The organism is Priestia sp. ABM2_011 (assembly GCF_056158845.1).
In genome coordinates, this window is sequence record NZ_JBSWUB010000001.1 from 1730271 (window position 1) to 1751052 (window position 20782).

Sequence of the window (20782 nt, forward strand, 5' to 3'; positions counted from 1 at the left end):
ATTGTATTGTACGATGGTGACTTATTTTTATAAGCCATCAGATCTAACTTTTGAAACACCTAAGGCAAGGTTTTTCCACAAAGTTTGTTCAACCATTTCGGCATCCACCGTACGACAATCCACAATGAGTATGACTTCTGAATGTTTGCCACGCAGAAGTCGTTGATTTTTCCTGATTACTTTAAATATAAATAGTTTAATTCCCAATCCTAAGCTAAATCCGATAAAAGCACTAATAATTCCCCAATAAATAGGGCCCCAGCTTAGTTTAAAGCCAATGCTTGCACCAATGACGGAAAAGGCTGTGGCTAAAGCCATTCCTAAATCAATAAGAGAAACTCCATCTGCTCGATGAAGGCTATCAAAAATCCGGCGATTTTCTGTTCGATTATTAAGAGGAACAATAAATATATCCCTTTTCTTTATCCCTTTTCTCTCTAGCTCCGAAACAGCTAACTCTATGTAACTGGAGTATTCAAATGTAGAAAAGATCTGCATGTTTTCACTCCACCTTTTTTCCTTTCACAATACAAAAGCTTGGATGTTGATACGTTTTCTCGAAGAAGTTTTTTTGCTCTCTTTCCACAAGTTTATTGTTCTCAACAGTATTCATGTAGGAATCAAAAGTAGCAAAACCATATAGGGAAGGGAAAAATAACAGCCATTCTTTATTTAAAGCGGAAGTAGCCTGTTTTATTTCTCCTAAAAATAGCAGAGAAATCCCTTCAAGTAGATGGGAATAATAAAAGAAAATGACTGCCCAAATGATAACAAAGAAAGCACCAATGATCCGATGAATATAAAGTTGTCCTAGACCTGGCATCAAAAAGGACCAGGCAACGGACAAGATGGGATTCCGTTTATCTAAATAGTTTATTTCCATGGCTCCTATACTAAAGGAGTTGAACCGATGATTTTCTCTTTCAGCTAACACGTATATTTTATTTAAATCAACGGTTGTTCGGTAACTATCCCATATAGCAAAAATATAAACGGGAATATAAATAAGAAGCCATCTTGTATTAAGCACGTCTTTGGCCATATCAATGTTTCCTTGAAAAGAATAAATCATTGCTAAATTTACATGAGATTTAAGGTTTATGACGACCTCCCATATAAATAACACAAAGCCGCGAAGGTATTTAGACAGTAGCAAGTGTCCAAACCCAGGAAAAGCTGCTGACCACCAAGCAACAATATAGGGGTTTCTTAAATGAATTTGAGTCGTTCCAAATATACTGACATGAGCAATATAGCGTCTTGCAGTATTGTCATTTTTATAATTATTCATATACGATCTCCTATGATTGGAAGAAAATACACTTTTATACCTATCATTCATATTTAATATGGTCTTGTTTACTTATTTTATGCAATATCCATTGATATACACTTAATCTTTGTCAAAATGGAGAACTCGTTGATAAGAAAAAGCTCTTTATCTTTCGATAGAGAGCTTTTTTACATGTTGTTTCTAACAATTGGTATTATGTTAATAAAGAGATGGTTAGATGCTTCACGGCGTCTTGATTCGTTTGTTCAAGATATAGAAATATATTCAACTTTATGGCATTGGACATATTGGGTTGCTTTCAAATAGTCAGGTTAACGCGTACATAAAAGAAGGGCTGAATGGCGAGGGACAAAATACAAACTAATTATTTTTCAGGTGGACAAGGCAGGCTCGCCTTTTATATATTGGGGATTAGACCGTTTGCCTTTGTGTTTCACCAGTATAGACCTAATGAAACACACCCGAAGTCACAGTATTTCCCCCGTCGAAATAGAGTAGACTGCTAAAAGTACCTCGGTTAATTGAGGTACTTTTATAGGTTCTTATACAAAGAGTCCGTGATTAAAAACTGCTTAAAGTGTTTTTTTAATCGCGCATTGCGCCTGCTTCTCGAGAAGTCATTGCACCTTGCCCTTCATTTATGTCTCTTTGGATTTCTTGTTTTACTTGTTGTGCATTTGTTGCAGAAGCTGCTGATTTTTCAGTAAAGCCCGCATTTTCTTTAGCCGGTTGATTTTGCTGCATATAATCTCTCCTTCCTTTTTTATTCGTACAAAAAGGAAGAATGGAGATCCATTCTTCCTTCAGCCATCAATTATAAAGTTGTCTTAGTTAGAAGCGTCCGCCGCCAAGTTGTTGCTCAGCCATTTGTACAAGACGCTTAGTGATTTCGCCACCTACTGATCCGTTTGCACGTGCAGTTGTGTCAGCACCAAGGTTTACACCAAATTCGCTCGCGATTTCATATTTCATTTGATCGATTGCTTGTTCAGCACCGTATACTAATAATTCGTTGTTGTTGCTGCTTTTGTTGTTTGCCATGTTGTGTCACCTCCTTGTTTCTATTTAAATTTCCTATCTTAGAAGAAGTACATACATAGTAAATAATGGATGTATTATTTTCTTACGTGCTTCCTATACTATTTTTTAGTAACAAATGACACTATAAAAAGTGGTATTAGATGTTTCATTTCCTTGTGAAGAAAACTATACGCTTGCCATGTGTAGGAGAAAGAATGACAGTTCATTTGTCATTCTTTTTTCATGTTCATGAGTATACTAATTGAATGACAAAGGACTAACTCTTTAAAGAATTAGTCTTTGGATTAATAAAAATGATTGCTTTTTATAGCTATTTTAAGAAGTGTGTTTAGTTATTCTTCCTCTGTAAATTCAGTTTTGACGTTTTAGTTTCCCCATTTCGTAAAACAATTAAGCATGTTGTACATATCTCTTAGCAACAAGTATCTAATTAATTCTGGGGAAATAAAAATATAACTTAACCTTCCACTTATTTTATCTTCAAATTTTCAAACAATAGGGCTAGGAGGTGTTTTTATGCCAAAGAAAGACTTTAAAGACGTTGATAATTCAGGAATTGCAGAAAGAGTTGATTATAACAACTATAAAAATAAAGATAGCAATAATGATCCTACGCTTAACCGTATTGTCGAAGAAGACGGACGTGCTCTTGACCCAAGGGAATCCTTAGAAAATTTCTTTACTGACCTTGAAGGCGAAGAGCCACAAGAAATTACAACGTAATAAAAAAAGTAGAAAACGGCGGATCTTTTTTTAGCGAAAAGACCTATGAAACGTAGCTATTTTTATTCGAGGATTGCTGTAAACGAGTTAACATGATTTAAAAAAACGAGGGCTATTAATAGAGGTGAAGTTAATGTCGCATACGGAAACTGAACGAACAACGTATATGTATGATCCTTTCACTATACAAGGTCTTGAAATGAATATACCTAAAGAAAACGAAGGCAACCAACCGCTAATAAATCGTTCAGGACTGAGTACTTCTACGTTCAAAACAAATATGAATAGAGAACATTTTGAACGTTATATTTATTAGCAGGAATATTCTGCAGCGTTTTATTTTATAAAAAGATCCTTCTATTTTATATGTTAGAAGGATCTTTCCACTAAATATTCTTATTTCAGTGTAGTAATCAATTGCTTGTGCCTAAGGTATTGGAAAATTCATCTTGGTTTTAGGCGTGGATAGGTAAAGCGGTTAGTATTTATATATATATATTGTCTGTACATCCATTGTAGAAAGGATTTCACGAAATGCAGAAGCAAACCTTACTTTTTAATTTAGACGATACGCTTATTCACTGTAATAAATATTTTAGAGACACCATAAATGCTTTTGTGGCTCAATTGCAGGAATGGTTTGAAAATCTGACTAAGGAAGAGATAAAACAAAAGCAGTTAGAGATAGATTTAAAAAGTATCGAAAAGTATGGCCTTCACTCTTCCCGTTTTCCAGAATCATTAGTAGCTACTTATTTATTTTTTAGTGAACAAAATCATCAAGATATTCATGAAGATAGAGTCGAAAGAGTCAAAAAAATTGGCCAAAGTGTATTTGAAGTACCGATAGAGCCTCTGCCAAATATGTATGAAGTATTAGATAAGCTTAAAGAACAAGGACATAATCTCTACTTACACACAGGTGGAGACGAGGAAAACCAAGGTAGAAAAATTGTTCAGCTAGAGCTAGCTAAATACTTTGAAAAAAGGGCATTTATTTCTGAACAAAAAGATACGCCTGCATTAAAAGAAATACTAAACCAAATTAAGTACGATCCAAAAAAAACTTGGATGATTGGCAATTCATTAAAAACCGATATAAGACCGGCAGTAGAGGTTGGAATACATGCGATTCACGTACCTTCTGAACTGGAGTGGAGCTATAACCAAGTTGAAATTGATATTGCGCCAAAAGGTAAATTAATAACCGTTCATTCACTGCTGGAAGTTCCAGAAATCATCCAAAAGCACGCTCAAGAAATGGTTGTGTTCACCTAAGGTCATATGTAAACACAATATACAGAAACAGCTAACCGTTGATTAAACCTTACTCAACAGTGGGCAGATAAAGTTATTATGTTTTTTCTAATCAACTCACATACTATACAGAGGAGGTGACTGATATGGGAGGTCAATCCAAAGAATCAGAAAAAATGATATGTGAAGATCATAATTCTCCAGTTGATGAAAGAAGCTACGATTTATACGAAGCGACGCGTAATTCACTTTTACGTAATGAATTAGACGATAAAAACAAAACCATTTTAAATAATATTGATAACGGAGCGATGGATGTTAATCTTGAGGAATAATGGGCATTAAAAAACCTTTTATTTCTTAGTATCATAGCTATGTTACTAAGGATACACATTTTTTCTCTTAGTAAAAAAGACCCTAACTATTTAGGGTCTTTTTTAGGTATTTGTCCAAACATTCTATGGTTGTTTCACATACAGTAATAGGAGTCTACTAACAGAAAGGAGAAGATTTTTAATATGAGAAACAACTATCCTTATCAGCACTCTAATTACGGTGGTTATCACGGCGCTATGTATCCTCAGCAAGGTAACTGTGGTTATCCTCAAGCTAAACCTTGTGGTCAATTGCCTCCTCAAACCATGCCTGCTCAGTATGACCCAGTTAAACAAAATACATCTTTTACTGGTCAAGATGTGTTTGTGCCAGTGATGCATCCGAGTCATACTACAAATGTTTATCAAAAAAATTATAAATATATGCACTCATTCCCGCATACAGAATCCGTTGTATGTCAGGAAACGCACCAACATTTTTGTGCTCCAAGCTGTCCTCCTAGACCTCGTCTTTGGTGCTGATAGCCAAAAAAGCTCCTTCATTTTAACAATGAAGGGTTTTTACTATGTGAAACTTAGGATGTTATTTAGCTATCGTTAAACAAAATAGCCCATTTTAGACCAAAATCCAATCGATATGAGCTATGTCTACATATAATACCTTAACCCATGTAAGTTTAAAGTTTTTTCCTTTAGTTAAATATCACGAAAGGAAGTGTTTGTATGTCTAGTTATGGTGGAGCTGGTTCTGGTTTTGCTTTATTAGTTGTTCTGTTTATTCTTCTTGTCATTATTGGATGCAGCTGTTACGGCCGCGGATTTGGCTGTTAATAACAATAAAAAAGTCTTTCTCTAATTTGAGAAAGACTTTTTTATTCGAGGTTGTGAGGGAGTGCTTTTATACGCAATAGAACTGATTGGGCGGAATTCAAACACTCTATTGCAGAGGGTGTAAAACTCATATATGGGATTTGAGGATGCTTCATTGTATGTAAAAGAAACTAAAAGGTTATTGTTTTTTTTATAGTGATATAAAACGTAGTTTATCCACTTCGTGGAGCACATTTCGTTTTTCATCATATGCTAAATGTATGAAGAAGAAGGAGGTGAAGTTTATGTTCTTTGGCGGTTATGGCGGAGGTTGTGGCTATGGTTACGGCGGCGGCTGCGGTTACGGAGGTGGCAGTGGTTTTGCTTTAATTATCGTGCTGTTTATCTTATTAATCATTATCGGCTGTGCTTGTTGGGGAGGATTTGGCGGTTGCTAATTATTAGCCTGCCTTTATCTCTAACTTAAAAAAGTTAGCTTTATGCTAGCTTTTTTTCTTTGTTGAATTTGTACATGTCCAGTGAGTACGCTTTATATCTGCCGTGTTAACCAATGGTTTGCAGCTTGTTACTAAGCATTTATGAAATTTTTTACATATTTATTGTAAGCTAAGCCTTAGAGGTGATGAAAGTGAATTTAGGGGAACAGCTGCAGAAGTTAAGAGAAGAGAAAAAGATGTCCAGGGAAGACTTAGCTGGGGAAATGAATGTATCTAGACAAGCCGTCTATAAGTGGGAAAATAAGCGGTTTTCCACAAAATTTCTTAGCCTAATTCACAGTTTCGTCTTCGTCTGTAAACGAATGGTTTACGGGCGATTACCATACGTTTTCAATTCTATGATTTTTTGTAGGATTTAGGTTTTTATGTTAAGTTATGGGTATCCTTCAATTGTTTTAGAAAGGAGTGAATTTATATCTTAAAAACAGCAGTTGCTTCAATCAGTGCGGGTGTTTTATTTAGCTTATGTGCAAAAATAATGATGCATACAAGATGTTCAAAGTATTTTCTAAAAGCAAATGAAGCTACTCATAGGCCAATAAACTTTGTTCTTCAGGGAGCTTTGTTTGCGATTATCATGTTTATTATGCTTTTAATTGTAAAACCTTTTACATAAGAAAATAGTGTTATAGCTAAAGGGATCAATTCTTAAACATTCCTATTGGTTACCAAAATATTTGCCCGGGAAATGGAGCGATGTTGTTTTCTCTACTGAACCAGCTATATACGGATATTAACAGTTTTTAGAAAGGAGTATTGGATGTTAGTTAAAGCACTAATTACAGCAATCATTGGAGGCATTCTGTTTCCATTGTTCTTCAAGCTATTTACCCGAAAATCCTTAGATAAAAAGACTACTAGCCCTGTCAGTCAAGGATTTTTCTTCGCGGTTATCTTCTTTATAATCCTTATGGTTACAAAAACCTTCAGTTAAAGTTATATTACAGATAATCTCTGTTCTATTATGGATTGCTCCAGAAGGAAATTACTATTATGGATTGCTCCAGAAGGAAATTAAGTGAATTAAAGGAACTCAAACCCAAGGAATACGTATATTCTTTGGGTTTTTTATAAGATTTCAAGAGTAAAGCCTCCTTTTACTTAGAAATATTAAAGCGATGATAATGAGTATGTAAGCAAAGTGTCACGAGATTCGAAGGTCTTTAAATATTTAAAAAATAATTTGTGCAAACGATTGCATTAAATTATTAGTTTAGTATATAATGTTCAAATAAAAGTATTCTAATGTTTTTAATAATTAGATTTTATGAAACTTTCAAGAAGGTATAAGCGATAGTCAGCAGCTTACGGATGAGCAGATAGTGAAAATTCTTACATACTCAAACAGCATTTTTAGACAGGACTATTAGTTATGCCGTATTCCTGAGGTAATCTAGCAAAATAGAAAACAGCCAGCCAAAGACACTAGCATTTACAGTATTCATCGTTGTTTTGAAAACGTTCACAACGAATGTCGTAGCACTTTACATCAGAACATCTATCTTTTGCGGCTGTTAATTGAATCATAGGAGGCAGTTATGTTAGAAGAAAGAATCGTTGAAACCAGTGAAAAAAGCGTTCAGCCAAACTTACCTTATCTACCGATCAGTACCATATGGTTAATTAGTTTTGGATTTTTAGGTGTACAAATGGCATTCTCATTACAGAGTTCAAATATGGGACGTATATTTCAAACAATCGGTGCTGATCCAACTACATTAGGCTTTTTCTTTATTTTACCGCCGTTGGCCGGTTTAGTGGTTCAGCCCTTAGTTGGTTATTTTTCAGATCGCACCTGGATGCCAAGGCTTGGCCGTCGTATACCCTATCTACTGATTGGCGCAATTGTAGCCGTAATTGTTATGTGTTTGCTGCCAAACGCCGGCAGTTTTGGTTTTAGTGCGGTGGCTGCTATGACTTTTGGCGCCATCACTATTTTGTTTATGGACGTATCATCAAATGTAGCCATGCAGCCATTTAAGATGATGGTTGGAGACATGGTCAATGAAGAGCAAAAAGGTTTTGCCTATTCTATTCAAAGTTTTCTATCAAACAGCGGTGCTGTGCTAGCCTGTATTTTCCCTTTTGTTTTAACGGTATTAGGCGTATCAAATAGTGCACCAAAAGGAGTAGTACCACAATCAGTTGTTATTTCATTTTATGTTGGAGCCGTTGTGTTAATTATTTGTAGTTTATTTACAATACTTAAAGTAAAAGAATATTCACCTGCAGAATTTGCAGCATACCATGGTATTCCAGATGAAGCTACAAAAGAAAATGTAAACGTTTTTAAACTGCTTCGCAACGCTCCAAAGGTTTTTTGGACGGTCACACTTGTTCAATTTTTCTGCTGGATGGGCTTTCAATATTTATGGACATACGGTACAGGTGCAGTCGCTGAAAACGTTTGGTATACGAATCAGCCGTCTAGCTCCGGCTATCAAGCAGCTGGCAACTGGTTCGGCATTTTATCAGCTGTACAGTCGATTGCCGCAGTCATTTGGTCACTAGTTTTGTCACGCGTAGCCAACAACAAACGTAAGCCAGCGTATGCTTTTAGTTTACTGCTAGGCGGTATTGGTTTTGGATCTGTCTTTTTTATTCACAATCAATGGATGCTGATTGCTTCATTTATTTTAATTGGCATCGCTTGGGCTGCTATGATGACGTTTCCGTTCACGATGCTTACCAACGCCCTGTCAGGAAAGAATATGGGAACATATCTAGGGTTATTTAATGGAAGTATTTGTTTGCCGCAAATTATAGCTTCTTGCTTGAGTTTTGCTTTGTTCCCAATAATCGGATCTTCTATGCCGGGCATGATTTTAATCTCAGGTATTTTACTTGCTACGGGAGCAGCGTCTGTTTCGATTATTAAGGAAACATATACAAAGTAATTAGTAGCTGTCCATGGTACAAAAGCAGCGTGGTTTCTTAGTTTTTTTGTGTTCGAGCTATTGACCGGAATCTATAAACATCTTATTTTTGTATTGACTATCATGATAAAATGTAAACGAATTCAATCTAGTGGGAAATTTGATAACAAGAATGGAGAATGAATCAATGAAAACTGAAAAAGAAAAAATGGTGGATGGCGAGCTGTATTTTCCAGCAGACCAAGAATTAGTAAAGGACCGGGAAGATGCAAGAAGGCTTGTTCGTTCGTTTAACGGTACAGATGAGACGAATTATGAAAAGCGTACCGAGTTACTAAAGGAACTATTTGGTTCAACAGGAGAACGCATTTACCTTGAATCTAACTTTCGATGCGACTACGGATACAATATCCACGTAGGAGAAAATTTTTATGCGAACTTTGACTGCACACTTTTAGATGGGGGACGAATTACAATAGGTAAGAACTGCATGATGGCACCGGGCGTACATATTTATACGAATACTCATCCTGTGAATGCAGAACAGCGAATTACAGAAGTTGAATATACCAAGCCCGTCACGATTGGAGATAATGTATGGATTGGGGGACGAGCTGTCATCAATCCAGGCGTTACAATTGGACATAATGCTGTAATCGCTTCCGGAGCTGTTGTGATAAAAGATGTTCCAGATCATGTAGTAGTGGGAGGGAACCCCGCAAAAATTATAAAAAAGTTGGATTAATTTTTACTAGCTAAACATTGTTTATAAATTAACTAAAAAATAAAGAGTTATTCCCGATAGAAATGAATCTTTCTGTAAAAATCAATATCTGTTTTTAAAAAAACAAAATGTTCGAGCAGCACTAAACCTATGGATACTCAGCAGGTTTAGTGCTGTTCTTTTATGTTGAGATGATCTCTTTATCTGACTGCAAGTCATATCATCTCTAACTCAGCTTATTAACATAATCTTCTAATAAGAAAGTTTCTGCCACTTTTACACTTTGGGGGAATTTTCATTTATGTGTACGTGTAAAACGGATGAAATTATTCCAAATTCCGATCTAACAATATGCCGGTTTGCTCGGCTATTACATCGGTTGGAACGTGCATCCCGTTTTTAAACCACCATTCTACTGTCCCTACAACGGCCGAGGCAAAGAACTGAATAACAACCTCTTTACGCAACCCTTTGTTTTCTCCTTCAGTTGTATCAACTTCAGGACCATACTCTTGGATGACTAACTCGAGAAAACGGCTGCGGAAATAATGAGCGCCTTTACTTTCTAACATGGTTGAAAAGAAGAGATGGTGACGCTCAAAATATTCAAACCAAACATAATTTCCTTCTTGGAACGTCATATCAGCAGCCGAATGACATAGTTCTTCGAGGTTGTTCATATGTTCTTCAATCATCTTATCTAATAAATCATATTTATCCATATAGTGAAGATAAATCGTGCCTCGGTTAACGTTTGCTTTGTCAGCAATATCCTGAATGGTAATGTCATCAAATCGTTTTTGGGTCATTAATTCAGTCACTGCGTTTTTTATAGCCTCTTGGCTCTTTAGTATTCTTCTATCCACTTTCGCCATTTTAAAAACCTCACTTTTTTTAAAAGATATTCAACAATACCTCTTCATTTGTTGAGTAATCAACGAATCGCCTTCAATTAACGATTGAAAGGATTTTATTTGCTTTTATAATTATAGACAGATGTTGATTAATCAATCAATATTGATTATTTTTTCAACAGAAAGATAGAGAGTTTTAAAAGTATAAAAAAATGAAATTCAAGAGGAGGGATGTGTATGAACCGTATTGATAAGAGTGCAGAAAAATATAAACAGCTGTTTGGCGATGGTGTTCCGGCTACACATGTTACCGATCCGGATTTTCAAGACATTCTGAGCCATTTCATTTTTGGAGAAGTTTTTTATCAAGGTGACCTAGACGATAAGCAACGTGAACTAATTACACTGGTCGTTCTGGTTACTAACCAGACGTTATCTCAGTTAAAAGCACATGTTAGCGCAGCGCTGAATGTTGGGCTAACGCCTGTAGAAATTAAAGAGGCTGTTTATCAGTGTGCGCCATATATTGGCTTTCCAAAAACGTTAAATGCCGTCAATGAAGTGAATGAGGTTTTTAAAGCAAACCATATCGCGTTACCGCTTGAAAGCCAAAAGGCGATAGATGAACAGAATCGTTTGCAAAAAGGGCTGGCTACTCAAGTAGAGATTTTCGGAGATGTTATTAAAAAAATGCAGAAGAATGCTCCATTGAATCAAACGCATATACAGGAATATCTTTCTGCTTTTTGCTTCGGAGATTTCTACACCCGCAGCGGACTTGATTTGAAAACAAGAGAGCTATTAACTCTCTGTATTGTAAGTGCGTTAGGCGGTGCTGAAGGTCAAGTGAAGGCACATGTACAAGGTAACTTGAATGTGGGAAATGACAAGGAACAATTGATTGATGCAATCACTCACTGTCTTCCATATATGGGCTTTCCGAGAACACTGAATGCATTAGCTTGTATTAATGAAATTAGCCTTGAAAACTAAGAGAAGAGAGTAAGAATTGCTGTTTTATGTGAAGATTTCTCTGATAAGAAATGGGAAGCTCAAGTATATAGGACAAGTTATTACAAAAAATAAACAATTCAAAGGAGATAAAAAACATGTTTAACGAAACGTATAAATTATCAAACGGTGTAGAAATTCCGCTATTAGGCCTGGGTACTTGGCTGCTTGATGATGAACAGGCAGCGCAGGCAGTGCGTGATGCGGTATCTAGCGAGTATCGTCATATTGATACGGCACAAGCTTATATGAATGAAGCTGGTATAGGCGAAGGAATCCGTTCATGCGGTGTTGCAAGAGAAGAACTTTTTATTACAACAAAGGTTGCAGCAGAAGCAAAAACTTATGAGGAAGTTACGAATTCCATTGATGAGTCTTTAACAAAGTTGGGGCTGGATTACATTGATCTTCTAATTATCCACAGTCCACAGCCTTGGACGGAGTTTAGAGAAGAGAAACGTTACTTCGAAGAAAACAAAAAGGCATGGAAAGCAATGGAGGATGCTTATAATGCAGGGAAGGTAAAGGCAATCGGCCTTTCTAACTTCCTTCAGGATGATATAGAGAATATTCTTTCTAGCTGTGAAATCAAGCCTATGGTAAATCAAATATTGGCACATGTGAGCAATACGCCTTTGGAGTTAATTGAGTTCTGCCAGAAGAATGGCATCTTGGTAGAAGCATATTCACCAATTGCGCACGGTGCGGTTCTTGATAATAAAGAAGTGAAGGTAATAGCTGATAAATACGGAGTGTCTGTGGCTCAACTTTGCCTGCGCTATGATATTCAGCTTGGTCTTGCAGTCATTCCTAAGACGGCAAACCCAGATCATATGAGAATCAATGCAAAGCTTGACTTTGTGATCAGCGATGCAGATATGGAGACTTTGAAAAATGTAGAACCTATTCAAGATTATGGTGAGCATAGCTACTTCCCGGTATTTGGCGGGAAATTAAAATAAACGGCTAACGAATGAGGACTTTTTATAGCAATGAATGATAGTATTGGAGGAATCAAAATGGCAAAACATGAAGAAGTAAAAAATGGCGTTATTTTTCCAGTAGGTGAAAAGAATGAAGCGTATGCACAATTTTTTGTTGGACAAAGTTATCTCCAAACCTTAATCGCAGATCCTAAAGTGAACGTTGGAGTTGGAAATGTAACCTTTGAACCTGGATGCCGCAATAACTGGCATATTCATCGTGATGGATTTCAGCTTCTATTAGTAACAGGGGGCGAAGGTTGGTACCAAGAAGAAGGAAAACCTGCACAATTCTTAAAAGCTGGAGATGTTATTGTGACGCATGATGGTGTCAAACATTGGCATGGTGCTGCAAAAGACAGCTGGTTTGAACACATTGCCATCACTGCCGGTACGCCGGAATGGTTAGAACCAGTAACAGATGAGGAATATAATAGCATAAAATAATAGATCGTATGTATCTTAGAAGCAAAAACCCTACGGATTATTCCTAGTAATCCGTAGGGTTTTTATTATAAATTCAAGATGTCATAGGAAATAGCCTTAACGCTATAAAAGTTCACCAATCGATTTGTTTTCCGTCTTTAAAAAAGCCTCCGGAAGGTCCTTCGGGTCCAATCGTTGCTAACCAAAGGATAGAACGAGCAGCTTGCTGTGGCGTTCTTGGAGCCGATGGTCCACCCATATCTGAGCTTACCCATCCCGGATCGACCGCGTTAATTTTGATATCTTTGGTGCTTTCTGCAGCTATTAACTGCGTTAAGCCATTTAAAATGAGCTTAGATAACTTATAAGCGCCTACTCCTGGAGATGACATTTCACTCAGGGCTCCATATTCTGAGGAAACATTAATAATTCTTCCGTAGGCTTGCTGTTCCATAAGGGGCATAAAGGAACGGATTACATGGTAGGCACCGAGGAAATTCGTTTCTAGCGTTTTCTCTAGAACAGAAGGATCCATATCTACTAACTTTTGATTTTTATCTAAATATATGCCCGCGTTATTAATTAGCACATCCAATCTTCCACATTGCTCACTTACTGTAGCCGCAGCTTGACTGATACTTGTTTGATTGTTTATATCCATTGTCAAAAATGAAACATCAAGATGAGAGTCTTTAAGTTTTTGCACGGCTTTATGTCCGGTTTCTGAATTTCGGCTCGTCAAAATGACCTTAAAACCTTTCATCGCCAATTGTCTCACTAGTTCATATCCAATACCCCGATTTCCGCCGGTGACAAGTGCCACTTTAGTGTGGTTTTCCATTTCAAGTCCTCCATTTTATATATATTAATGCTGTAAGCATTTATTAGAACAGATTTCTGCTTTTCATAGATTTAATAAAAGAAAACAAAGGGATCCTACTAGGGATCCCGAAAGAAAGTTGCGTTGATGTCTTATTTTGAAAGTAGCCTTACAGGACGTTGCATGTAGCTTCTTGGTAAAATGAATAGTACACTCAATACTAATGACAAGATCCCCACTAGTACAACATATTGTGTACCCATTCCTGATATAAATAGTCCACCTACGGCTGTACCAATTGTTGTTCCTAAGTTAACGGATGCTAAAAATAGTCCGTTTGCGAAATCAGGAGCTTCTGGAGCTGCTGATGAAATCCAGTATTGGTTAATATTCGTTCCTATACCAGCAAATATTCCCCAAACTAAAGTCATGATAGCCATCGGCCAAGTAAACTGTCCGATAAAGAATAAAATGATGTAAACGACTCCCAATGCGAAAGGAAAAACGACTACAGTTTTAATGGCATTTTTCGTAAGTAATTTCCCTGCGATAATGTTTCCGATAATATTTGCCACACCGTACAGCACCAGCATGAAACTAATTAATTGTCCAGAAAGGTTCGTAACGCTTTTAAGATACTCAGCAAGATAGCTATATACCCCAAATACTGCTGAATTGAGTAAAAGGACAGCAATGATCGAAAGCCAAGTAACGGGTTTTTTTAATACGCTGAGCTGTGCTCCGTATGAAAGTCTTTCTTTAACAGGTATTGAAGGGAAGAATGCCCACGTAGCAATAAATACTATCGCGTTAATAACAGCAAAAAACGTCATTGATAGTTGAAACGAGACTGTACTTGCAAGAAAACTTGCGATCGGCACACCAAGTACCATACCTGCAGATACGCCAATAAAGACTTTGGAAACAGCTTTTGGAGCCTCTTCCTTGCTAACTGAGTTCGCTGCCATTGTAAAAGCTGCTGAAAAATAAATTGGATGAAAAATAGCTGGAATCACACGCGCAATGATGGCAATAGCAAAATTAGAAGTAAAGATAGAGATAATGTTACCGAAAATGAAAATACCAAGTACAAGCAGCATTGCCTTCTTGCGATTGACTCCCGAAAATAATAACGGCATCGTTGGACCGGATATTGACACAGTAAGCGCAAAGAGACTCACCAGCCATCCTGCCTTTGATACACTGATATGAAAGTGATCCGCAATGTAGGATAATATCCCTATAACGCCCATTTCGGTATTGATAATACCGAAAGCTCCTAAAGTTAAGACAAATATAAGTAGCTTAGTTTGTTTAGACATAAAATAAAGATCCTTCTTTCTGAAAAATGTTGTGTTCTAGTTGCTGTAAAGCGGGTTGTTTAAAGGTGTATTGTCATGTTGTTACTTAGTCACTTTTTCAATTCTACCTGTAAAATCACCATCAACATTTTCAAAATTTTCCTTTCCTGATTCAATTTGACCTAGTATGATAAGGTCGTTTGTAGCATCCTCAAAATCTTTGTAAAAAATAGCTACATTTCCCCAAGGAGCGTAATAAGCAAAGTCTCCTTTTTTGGATAGGTCTCCGGCTTGTACATCATCTATAGATAATCTTTTTTGTAAAATACTAACTTTCTCTTTACCTATATAATCTTCAAACGTTACGGTTAAAGGCAGTTGAGCTAGAAAATCCTTACTTGCTGGATTATCGTACATCCTAACAAACACTTCTTTGTTGTTGAACGTTAACTTTATTCTTGTATTTGAAATACTAACTTCTTCTGTTTGTTCTGGTACTCGGTTTAAATGCTTACTGGCATTATGGTCGGTTGCAGATGAATTATTGTTGCCACAAGCGGCAAGGACAACGCTTGTTACTAAGATAGAAGCTAGGCACAACAGCTTTTTCATCTTAAGCTCCTTTCCACATTGAATTATTAAAGATGTTGATGGTGTGATATAAACTTCTGTGTTGTTTATTCTAACGGCTTCTTCCAAATATAAAAAATACTTATATCTCATATCATGATATGTTTGATAAGCATTTCTGGAGTGTATATACTAAAGCTTATGAAAGGAGGAGAGGGATATAGAAATTCGAGTTTTGCGGTATTTTCTTACGGTTGCAAGAGAAGGAAACATCACGAAGGCCGCTGATGTTTTGCATGTGACACAGCCAACACTGTCTAGGCAATTAAAAGATCTTGAACAAGAGTTGGGCAAAAAATTATTTATTCGCAGCAGTCACAGTATCATTTTGACAGATGAAGGAATGCTTCTGCGAAACAGGGCAGAGGAAATTGTTAATATGGTCGATAAATTGGAGGCGGAGTTTAGTTCCATGGAAGAAACAATAGGTGGTGATATTTATATAGGGGGCGGGGAGACAGAAGCAATGAAACATATTGCACGAGTCGCAAAAGATGTGCAGGTACGTTATCCCAATATACGATATCACCTCTACAGCGGAAACGAAGAAGATATAACGGAACGGCTTGACAAGGGGCTGCTTGACTTTGGCATTTTAATTCAACCGGCTGATATTTCAAAATACAATTATCTTAATATCCCTGCCAAAGATGTTTGGGGCGTTGTGATGAGAAGAGACAGTCCTCTTGCCCTCAAAGAAAGCATTCAAGCTGCGGATTTATTAAACGCTCCACTAATCTGTTCACGACAGGCCATGAAGCAGACATTTTCAAAAAATGAATTTTCGGATTGGTTTGGCGAAGACTTTCATAAATTAAACATCGTTACTACATACAATCTTGCATATAATGCTGCCATTATGGTTGAAGAAGGCATTGGGTATGCCATAACACTTGATAAAATAGTCAATACGTCTACTAATAGCAACCTTTGTTTCAGGCCGTTACAGCCAAGACTTGAATCGGGTTTAAATATTGTGTGGAAAAAGCATCATGTTCTTTCAGCTGCAGCTGATGCGTTTTTAAAAGAACTGCAGGGGGAATTTTCACAAACTCTAAACTGCCAGCGCATCGGTCTAGTTCAAACAAATGGAGTAAAAAGACTTATCTATACGGTATGGTAGATAAGTCTTTTTACTGCGGGTATGGAGGTGATGTTAAGAGCCTTAGGATGTTTTATTATGATGTATTAACTCCCATTCGCCAGGGTTAGTGTCATCTGGCGATAAACCGTTAATAATATCAAGATAATGATTAGCTTTTTCGTCCATATATTTTACAGTTCTTTTAGCTTCCTTTACAGAGAGCGATTGAAGATAAAAGAGACGTACCTAAAAATAGCAGGCTTGAACGAGTAAGTGCTGATTAGAGACCGGTTAACTTTCATAGATCTTAATGGAATATAGATGTATAAAAGCGTAGCCTGTCACGAGTTCACGCTTTTATAGTGAGAGCTTAAAACGTAGACTTCATTTTGCAAAGAAGAAATTTTTAAAAAGATAAGTGAGACGAACATTTCACCAATTTTTCACTATTAGATGCTAGTATAAATATCAGTAATGCAATACAACATTTTCTATAGAACTCCCCTATTTAGGCTGACCTTTTAAGGTGAGCTTTTTTTGTGTCTGTAATTAATATGCTCCATAGAACATGGAAAAAAGTAAATATAGGCACTCCAATAAAAGCGATAAAAGCTGAAGCAATAAGAGAAGCAATCCAATAAATCTTCCATGTGCTAAAGAATTGGTAAACTAATGTAAGTATAACCGGGATAACTGCAAAATCAACGGAATTAAAACGATGAGTAAAGACCAATAATTGATGAGGGTAGCTCCATACGCCAAAGAACTTTCCGAGTTCATCCACAGTACCAACTAAAACAAAGCTAATGAAAAAAATACTAAGAGAATAAATATTATTCGTTGTCGGTCAATGAGGAGATAAAAAACGAATAGAAAAGCGCACTTAAAATGATAATTAGCCACCATTGAGCACTAAATAAATCATGATGAAGCCAGTAATCGTATTGTTTATCATTAACACGCTGGGTAAGAACTTCTAACTGATTAACCATAAACACCACCTCCTTACGAGTATGTGCGAAAAAGAGGTGGTTCATGCAATTAGTCACTTCGTTAGATTTTTTCTTTTTATGGGTTTTGTAATGTATTAAATAAAAAAGGAAATCTACAGCGCTTGTTCTGAGCTTACGTTATTTTGTTTAAATGTCGTATGAATCATAAAGGCAATAAGAATGGAGGCTAGGACTAGAGAAGAGCCTGCCGTACCTAAGTCTAAACCGCCTTTTTCATGTGGCTTTGTCAAAAGATCTCCAAATGTTGCTCCGAAAGGGCGAGTCAAAACGAATGCTACCCAAAATAAAAACACACGAGAAATCTTTGTATAGAAGGTACATATAACAATGAATGCTAGTAAGCTGCCAATTAAAATAGCTCCACCTATATATCCAAGGCCAGACGTATCAGACAAAAAATCTCCTAAAGCTGTACCTAATGTGTTTGAGAAAAGGATGGCAATCCAATAAAGTATTTCAGCCTTGCGGTTTCTAATATAGTTGATATTTAATGAACGCTCGCTAAAATACCAGTATGCAAATATCGACAACAATATAGTGATTAATATCATCGAGCCTTTTGCGTAACCTAATGCCAGTGTACGATCCATAAAATCAGACATAGTTGTGCCAGCTACGCTAGTTGACAGAATAACAGTCCAATAAAGGGCCGGAATATACCTCTTAGAGCTTAGTTGAGCTACAAGTGTAATTAAAAATATGCTAAAAAAGATCAGCGTACTAACTGCATATCCAACTCCTAATGTTTGTGCTAACAAGTCACCTGCGGTTTCACCCAGTGTCGTAGCAGAAATCTTCATAATCCAAAAAACAAGGGTAATTTGTGCAATTTTATTCATTGGCGAAGATGCTTGCATTTTTAATTTTTCTCTCCTTCTTGTGCTAACTGTTTATTCTCTTAAATAAACGGCACACTTGCCTAACGTTTTTCTTAAAGAAATTTTTTTAAAGCTTCATCGCTGCAATTCAAACTGTACAGTCTTTTTCTAAAATCAAAATGAAAAATAAATAAGAATTTAATGAGATTTTTATAAAAAACTTTTTATTAATGTTTTATCAACTCTGTTGCACCATGATGTTTTTATAAAAATAAAATATTTATTTTTTATCGAATTCTCATTTTAATTTCATTTAAATTTCATTACACAGTATTAAATTTAAATTATGTGAGCCAAGTTTTTTAAACATAACGTTATGCCTTCAGCTTTTGAAACTAGAAAATAAGTACAATTCATTAAAAGAAGGAGAACGTTGAACAGTTGTTAAGAGGTCAAAGATGATGATACTTAAGAAATTTTTAAGAAACAGCTAGTAAGATTATAAATAGCATGACTATTGGTAGGAAGGTGCCATTTTGATACGTTTTCAAAGAAAGAAGAAAAGACATACATATATTTTGATAGGAGGGATTCTTACTGTAGGAGGACTTATTTTTGTTGGAACCTTGTACAAAGGTAGCTTACTTTCTTTAGACAAGCTTTCTTGGAGTGAACCTCAACAAGTGAGTCAATTATTTTCCACTTACAAAGAAAACTCTATCTTAAAGAATAAGCTAGCCACTGAAAATCAGGAGGAAGCAAATGCTTATAAGTTGGAATATGAAAATAAAGTCTTAAAAAAAATTTTAAAAACAGAAGATCAGGTAAAAACCTATAATCCTGTAACAGCTACCGTAATTGGCCGCTCAACGAACAACTGGAACAATGAATTAACAATTGATAAAGGAAAGAAGCAGGGGTTAAAAATAGATATGAATGTGCTAGGTACAAATGGAGTCATTGGGAAGGTATCCAAAGTTTTTTCGTCAACCTCTATCGTAGAACTAATTAGCTCAAACCTTAGGACAAATCGTATGGCGGTAATGTTAAAGGATAGGAAAAGCGTGAATGGAACATTAGAAGGCTACGATGATAAAAAAGGTAATTTAATTATTAGAAAAATCCCTAGTGAGGCTGAGGTTAATGTAGGAGATAAAGTTCAAACCTCTCCTATCAGTTCAATCTTTCAAAGGAAATTAGCCTTAGGAAAAGTCATCAAAGTAAAGCCTGATGAATATGGATTAACGCAATTGGCCGTTGTAAAACCCTCATCCAACTTTAATGATATTAGTGAAGTAATTGTTATTAAAGCAAAGAACAATGGGTAGGGAATTTAATATTACATTCTAATAGAAGTCTTTTATCTTATGTTTTTATGTTCAGCACTTAAAATTTCTTATTGTCCACTAAGATGTTGGTTTGTGATAGCTATACACTTCTCTTTATTATTAGAAAGAGCGATCGATATGCAAAGCAAAAATATAGAGATTGAAAAGAGGGGTTAGTTAGATGAAAGAAAGTATTTTAATTGTGGAAGATGAAGTAGAAATAGGCAATATATTAAAAATGGAACTTGAACATGAAGGTTACCAAGTGAAAATTAAAAACAATGGAAGAGATGGTCTCGAAATGGCCTTATCAAATATGTTTGATTTAATTTTACTTGACATTATGCTACCGGAAATGAGTGGTATAGAGGTCTTGCGTAAAGTAAGAAAGAGAGAAAATTACGTGCCTATTATTCTTTTGACAGCTCGCAACTCAACTCTAGACAAAATACTGGGGTTAGATCATGGCGCAAACGATTATATAACTAAGCCATTTAAAACTGAAGAATTGCTGGCTCGGATACGTTCTTTACTACGTTATAAGCACCTTGTTATTAGGAATAAAGTAGAAAAAGACTCGTTATTATTAATTGAAGATATGGTTATAAATACTGAATCAAGAGAAGTAACTAGAGCTGGGCAAAAAATCAGCTTAACCCCTAAAGAGTATGATTTATTAATTTACTTAGTCATCCATAAAAATAAGACGGTTACTCGTGAAGGAATCTTACTAAATGTATGGGGATATGAATACGAAGGAGATACAAATATACTTGATGTTTATATAAGTTATTTGAGAAAGAAAATTGAAGAAGGATTTAGTCCCTCACTCATTGAGACTGTTCGAGGTATAGGATACACCATTAAAGAAAGTTAAAGAAACAAGGAAAGCAACTTTATATGATTCATTAAAGAAGATTAAGAAATAAATTCATT

General features: G+C 36.0%; 25 protein-coding genes and 2 pseudogenes. 17 read left to right on the forward strand and 10 right to left on the reverse strand.

What is annotated here, in order from left to right:
- Positions 1-27: 27 nt before the first annotated feature.
- The gene (locus ACXAE4_RS09140) at positions 28-498 is read right to left on the reverse strand and encodes a hypothetical protein (RefSeq protein ID WP_028414910.1); all 471 of its coding nucleotides are present in this window, start codon (positions 496-498) and stop codon (positions 28-30) included.
- Positions 499-502: 4 nt separating this feature from the next.
- Entirely contained in the window at positions 503-1291 is a 789-nt protein-coding gene (locus ACXAE4_RS09145) for a hypothetical protein (protein ID WP_028414909.1), read from the reverse strand.
- 265 nt (positions 1292-1556) lie between these two features.
- Between ACXAE4_RS09145 and ACXAE4_RS09150 the strand changes: the two are divergent.
- Positions 1557-1658 (forward strand): annotated as a pseudogene (locus tag ACXAE4_RS09150) (esterase); the annotation flags it as partial.
- 221 nt (positions 1659-1879) lie between these two features.
- Here ACXAE4_RS09150 and ACXAE4_RS09155 read toward each other — a convergent pair.
- Both ACXAE4_RS09155 and ACXAE4_RS09160 read right to left on the reverse strand, forming a co-directional pair.
- Positions 1880-2038, reverse strand: a complete 159-nt coding sequence (locus tag ACXAE4_RS09155) for a hypothetical protein (RefSeq protein WP_165573614.1) — start codon at positions 2036-2038, stop codon at positions 1880-1882.
- An 87-nt stretch (positions 2039-2125) separates the two neighbouring features.
- Entirely contained in the window at positions 2126-2335 is a 210-nt protein-coding gene (locus tag ACXAE4_RS09160; protein WP_013084404.1) for an alpha/beta-type small acid-soluble spore protein, read from the reverse strand.
- Positions 2336-2851: 516 nt separating this feature from the next.
- Between ACXAE4_RS09160 and ACXAE4_RS09165 the strand changes: the two genes are divergently transcribed.
- From ACXAE4_RS09165 to ACXAE4_RS09210, 10 genes and pseudogenes are all read left to right on the forward strand, one after another.
- Complete coding sequence (locus tag ACXAE4_RS09165) at positions 2852-3058, forward strand: hypothetical protein (protein ID WP_028414907.1); 207 nt, start codon at positions 2852-2854, stop codon at positions 3056-3058.
- 133 nt (positions 3059-3191) lie between these two features.
- Entirely contained in the window at positions 3192-3374 is a 183-nt protein-coding gene (locus ACXAE4_RS09170; protein WP_098112452.1) for a hypothetical protein, read from the forward strand.
- Positions 3375-3592: 218 nt separating this feature from the next.
- Positions 3593-4336 (forward strand): HAD family hydrolase, encoded by a 744-nt coding sequence (locus tag ACXAE4_RS09175; RefSeq protein WP_289578244.1) that lies wholly within the window; start codon positions 3593-3595, stop codon positions 4334-4336.
- Between the two features lie 125 nt (positions 4337-4461).
- Positions 4462-4650, forward strand: coding sequence for a hypothetical protein (locus tag ACXAE4_RS09180; RefSeq protein WP_028414904.1), 189 nt, complete (start codon positions 4462-4464; stop codon positions 4648-4650).
- Between the two features lie 183 nt (positions 4651-4833).
- A complete protein-coding gene (locus tag ACXAE4_RS09185; protein WP_155017466.1) occupies positions 4834-5172 on the forward strand; it encodes a CotD family spore coat protein in 339 nt (112 codons plus the stop codon).
- Positions 5173-5373: 201 nt separating this feature from the next.
- Positions 5374-5481 (forward strand): YjcZ family sporulation protein, encoded by a 108-nt coding sequence (locus ACXAE4_RS09190; RefSeq protein ID WP_081213975.1) that lies wholly within the window; start codon positions 5374-5376, stop codon positions 5479-5481.
- 284 nt (positions 5482-5765) lie between these two features.
- The gene (locus ACXAE4_RS09195) at positions 5766-5918 is read left to right on the forward strand and encodes a YjcZ family sporulation protein (RefSeq protein ID WP_013058439.1); all 153 of its coding nucleotides are present in this window, start codon (positions 5766-5768) and stop codon (positions 5916-5918) included.
- Between the two features lie 191 nt (positions 5919-6109).
- Positions 6110-6226: pseudogene (locus ACXAE4_RS09200) on the forward strand (helix-turn-helix transcriptional regulator); the annotation flags it as partial.
- 1290 nt (positions 6227-7516) lie between these two features.
- Positions 7517-8875: an SLC45 family MFS transporter gene (locus tag ACXAE4_RS09205; RefSeq protein ID WP_028414902.1), complete on the forward strand. Its 1359-nt coding sequence runs from the start codon at positions 7517-7519 to the stop codon at positions 8873-8875.
- Positions 8876-9041: 166 nt separating this feature from the next.
- Positions 9042-9599 (forward strand): sugar O-acetyltransferase, encoded by a 558-nt coding sequence (locus tag ACXAE4_RS09210; protein WP_098112455.1) that lies wholly within the window; start codon positions 9042-9044, stop codon positions 9597-9599.
- Between the two features lie 305 nt (positions 9600-9904).
- Here ACXAE4_RS09210 and ACXAE4_RS09215 read toward each other — a convergent pair whose 3' ends face one another.
- A complete protein-coding gene (locus ACXAE4_RS09215; RefSeq protein WP_028414900.1) occupies positions 9905-10453 on the reverse strand; it encodes a TetR/AcrR family transcriptional regulator in 549 nt (182 codons plus the stop codon).
- A 216-nt stretch (positions 10454-10669) separates the two neighbouring features.
- Here ACXAE4_RS09215 and ACXAE4_RS09220 point away from each other — a divergent pair, with 216 nt between their 5' ends.
- The 3 genes from ACXAE4_RS09220 to ACXAE4_RS09230 all read left to right on the forward strand — a co-directional run bounded on the left by ACXAE4_RS09220 (position 10670) and on the right by ACXAE4_RS09230 (position 12873).
- Entirely contained in the window at positions 10670-11425 is a 756-nt protein-coding gene (locus tag ACXAE4_RS09220; RefSeq protein ID WP_205664270.1) for a carboxymuconolactone decarboxylase family protein, read from the forward strand.
- 116 nt (positions 11426-11541) lie between these two features.
- Positions 11542-12405 carry an aldo/keto reductase gene (locus ACXAE4_RS09225; RefSeq protein ID WP_154974202.1) on the forward strand — a complete coding sequence of 288 codons (864 nt, stop codon included), beginning with the start codon at positions 11542-11544 and terminating at the stop codon, positions 12403-12405.
- Between the two features lie 57 nt (positions 12406-12462).
- The gene (locus ACXAE4_RS09230) at positions 12463-12873 is read left to right on the forward strand and encodes a cupin domain-containing protein (RefSeq protein ID WP_028414898.1); all 411 of its coding nucleotides are present in this window, start codon (positions 12463-12465) and stop codon (positions 12871-12873) included.
- A gap of 112 nt (positions 12874-12985) precedes the next feature.
- On the opposite strand, the gene ACXAE4_RS09235 is transcribed toward ACXAE4_RS09230, so the two are convergent.
- From ACXAE4_RS09235 to ACXAE4_RS09245, 3 genes are all read right to left on the reverse strand, one after another.
- Positions 12986-13693, reverse strand: coding sequence for an SDR family oxidoreductase (locus ACXAE4_RS09235; RefSeq protein ID WP_028414897.1), 708 nt, complete (start codon positions 13691-13693; stop codon positions 12986-12988).
- A 131-nt stretch (positions 13694-13824) separates the two neighbouring features.
- Positions 13825-14994 (reverse strand): MFS transporter, encoded by a 1170-nt coding sequence (locus tag ACXAE4_RS09240; RefSeq protein ID WP_475235896.1) that lies wholly within the window; start codon positions 14992-14994, stop codon positions 13825-13827.
- A gap of 81 nt (positions 14995-15075) precedes the next feature.
- Positions 15076-15585: a cyclophilin-like fold protein gene (locus ACXAE4_RS09245; RefSeq protein ID WP_028414895.1), complete on the reverse strand. Its 510-nt coding sequence runs from the start codon at positions 15583-15585 to the stop codon at positions 15076-15078.
- Between the two features lie 178 nt (positions 15586-15763).
- On the opposite strand from ACXAE4_RS09245, the gene ACXAE4_RS09250 reads away from it, so the two are divergent.
- Positions 15764-16726, forward strand: a complete 963-nt coding sequence (locus tag ACXAE4_RS09250; protein ID WP_289578968.1) for a LysR family transcriptional regulator — start codon at positions 15764-15766, stop codon at positions 16724-16726.
- Between the two features lie 794 nt (positions 16727-17520).
- On the opposite strand, the gene ACXAE4_RS09255 is transcribed toward ACXAE4_RS09250, so the two are convergent.
- Both ACXAE4_RS09255 and ACXAE4_RS09260 read right to left on the reverse strand, forming a co-directional pair.
- Positions 17521-17679: a hypothetical protein gene (locus ACXAE4_RS09255; RefSeq protein ID WP_155017460.1), complete on the reverse strand. Its 159-nt coding sequence runs from the start codon at positions 17677-17679 to the stop codon at positions 17521-17523.
- A gap of 113 nt (positions 17680-17792) precedes the next feature.
- Complete coding sequence (locus tag ACXAE4_RS09260; RefSeq protein WP_228123018.1) at positions 17793-18557, reverse strand: COG4705 family protein; 765 nt, start codon at positions 18555-18557, stop codon at positions 17793-17795.
- A gap of 497 nt (positions 18558-19054) precedes the next feature.
- Between ACXAE4_RS09260 and mreC the strand changes: the two genes are divergently transcribed.
- Positions 19055-19846 (forward strand): rod shape-determining protein MreC, encoded by a 792-nt coding sequence (gene mreC / locus ACXAE4_RS09265; protein ID WP_186806751.1) that lies wholly within the window; start codon positions 19055-19057, stop codon positions 19844-19846.
- A 181-nt stretch (positions 19847-20027) separates the two neighbouring features.
- The gene (locus ACXAE4_RS09270; protein ID WP_028414892.1) at positions 20028-20723 is read left to right on the forward strand and encodes a response regulator transcription factor; all 696 of its coding nucleotides are present in this window, start codon (positions 20028-20030) and stop codon (positions 20721-20723) included.
- Positions 20724-20782: the final 59 nt, after the last annotated feature.

What these genes read in the sequence shown, in the direction of transcription:
- ACXAE4_RS09230 (WP_028414898.1), top strand. Translation starts at nt 12,463, where the DNA reads ATGGCAAAACATGAAGAAGTAAAAAATGGCGTTATTTTTCCAGTAGGT.
- ACXAE4_RS09140 (WP_028414910.1), bottom strand. Translation starts at nt 498, where the DNA reads ATGCAGATCTTTTCTACATTTGAATACTCCAGTTACATAGAGTTAGCT.
- ACXAE4_RS09240 (WP_475235896.1), bottom strand. Translation starts at nt 14,994, where the DNA reads ATGTCTAAACAAACTAAGCTACTTATATTTGTCTTAACTTTAGGAGCT.
- ACXAE4_RS09185 (WP_155017466.1), top strand. Translation starts at nt 4,834, where the DNA reads ATGAGAAACAACTATCCTTATCAGCACTCTAATTACGGTGGTTATCAC.
- ACXAE4_RS09165 (WP_028414907.1), top strand. Translation starts at nt 2,852, where the DNA reads ATGCCAAAGAAAGACTTTAAAGACGTTGATAATTCAGGAATTGCAGAA.
- ACXAE4_RS09205 (WP_028414902.1), top strand. Translation starts at nt 7,517, where the DNA reads ATGTTAGAAGAAAGAATCGTTGAAACCAGTGAAAAAAGCGTTCAGCCA.
- ACXAE4_RS09235 (WP_028414897.1), bottom strand. Translation starts at nt 13,693, where the DNA reads ATGGAAAACCACACTAAAGTGGCACTTGTCACCGGCGGAAATCGGGGT.
- ACXAE4_RS09190 (WP_081213975.1), top strand. Translation starts at nt 5,374, where the DNA reads ATGTCTAGTTATGGTGGAGCTGGTTCTGGTTTTGCTTTATTAGTTGTT.
- ACXAE4_RS09260 (WP_228123018.1), bottom strand. Translation starts at nt 18,557, where the DNA reads ATGCAAGCATCTTCGCCAATGAATAAAATTGCACAAATTACCCTTGTT.
- ACXAE4_RS09155 (WP_165573614.1), bottom strand. Translation starts at nt 2,038, where the DNA reads ATGCAGCAAAATCAACCGGCTAAAGAAAATGCGGGCTTTACTGAAAAA.
- ACXAE4_RS09245 (WP_028414895.1), bottom strand. Translation starts at nt 15,585, where the DNA reads ATGAAAAAGCTGTTGTGCCTAGCTTCTATCTTAGTAACAAGCGTTGTC.
- ACXAE4_RS09270 (WP_028414892.1), top strand. Translation starts at nt 20,028, where the DNA reads ATGAAAGAAAGTATTTTAATTGTGGAAGATGAAGTAGAAATAGGCAAT.
- ACXAE4_RS09220 (WP_205664270.1), top strand. Translation starts at nt 10,670, where the DNA reads ATGAACCGTATTGATAAGAGTGCAGAAAAATATAAACAGCTGTTTGGC.
- ACXAE4_RS09180 (WP_028414904.1), top strand. Translation starts at nt 4,462, where the DNA reads ATGGGAGGTCAATCCAAAGAATCAGAAAAAATGATATGTGAAGATCAT.
- ACXAE4_RS09160 (WP_013084404.1), bottom strand. Translation starts at nt 2,335, where the DNA reads ATGGCAAACAACAAAAGCAGCAACAACAACGAATTATTAGTATACGGT.
- ACXAE4_RS09195 (WP_013058439.1), top strand. Translation starts at nt 5,766, where the DNA reads ATGTTCTTTGGCGGTTATGGCGGAGGTTGTGGCTATGGTTACGGCGGC.
- ACXAE4_RS09145 (WP_028414909.1), bottom strand. Translation starts at nt 1,291, where the DNA reads ATGAATAATTATAAAAATGACAATACTGCAAGACGCTATATTGCTCAT.
- ACXAE4_RS09215 (WP_028414900.1), bottom strand. Translation starts at nt 10,453, where the DNA reads ATGGCGAAAGTGGATAGAAGAATACTAAAGAGCCAAGAGGCTATAAAA.
- ACXAE4_RS09225 (WP_154974202.1), top strand. Translation starts at nt 11,542, where the DNA reads ATGTTTAACGAAACGTATAAATTATCAAACGGTGTAGAAATTCCGCTA.
- ACXAE4_RS09170 (WP_098112452.1), top strand. Translation starts at nt 3,192, where the DNA reads ATGTCGCATACGGAAACTGAACGAACAACGTATATGTATGATCCTTTC.
- ACXAE4_RS09255 (WP_155017460.1), bottom strand. Translation starts at nt 17,679, where the DNA reads ATGGTTAATCAGTTAGAAGTTCTTACCCAGCGTGTTAATGATAAACAA.
- ACXAE4_RS09210 (WP_098112455.1), top strand. Translation starts at nt 9,042, where the DNA reads ATGAAAACTGAAAAAGAAAAAATGGTGGATGGCGAGCTGTATTTTCCA.
- ACXAE4_RS09175 (WP_289578244.1), top strand. Translation starts at nt 3,593, where the DNA reads ATGCAGAAGCAAACCTTACTTTTTAATTTAGACGATACGCTTATTCAC.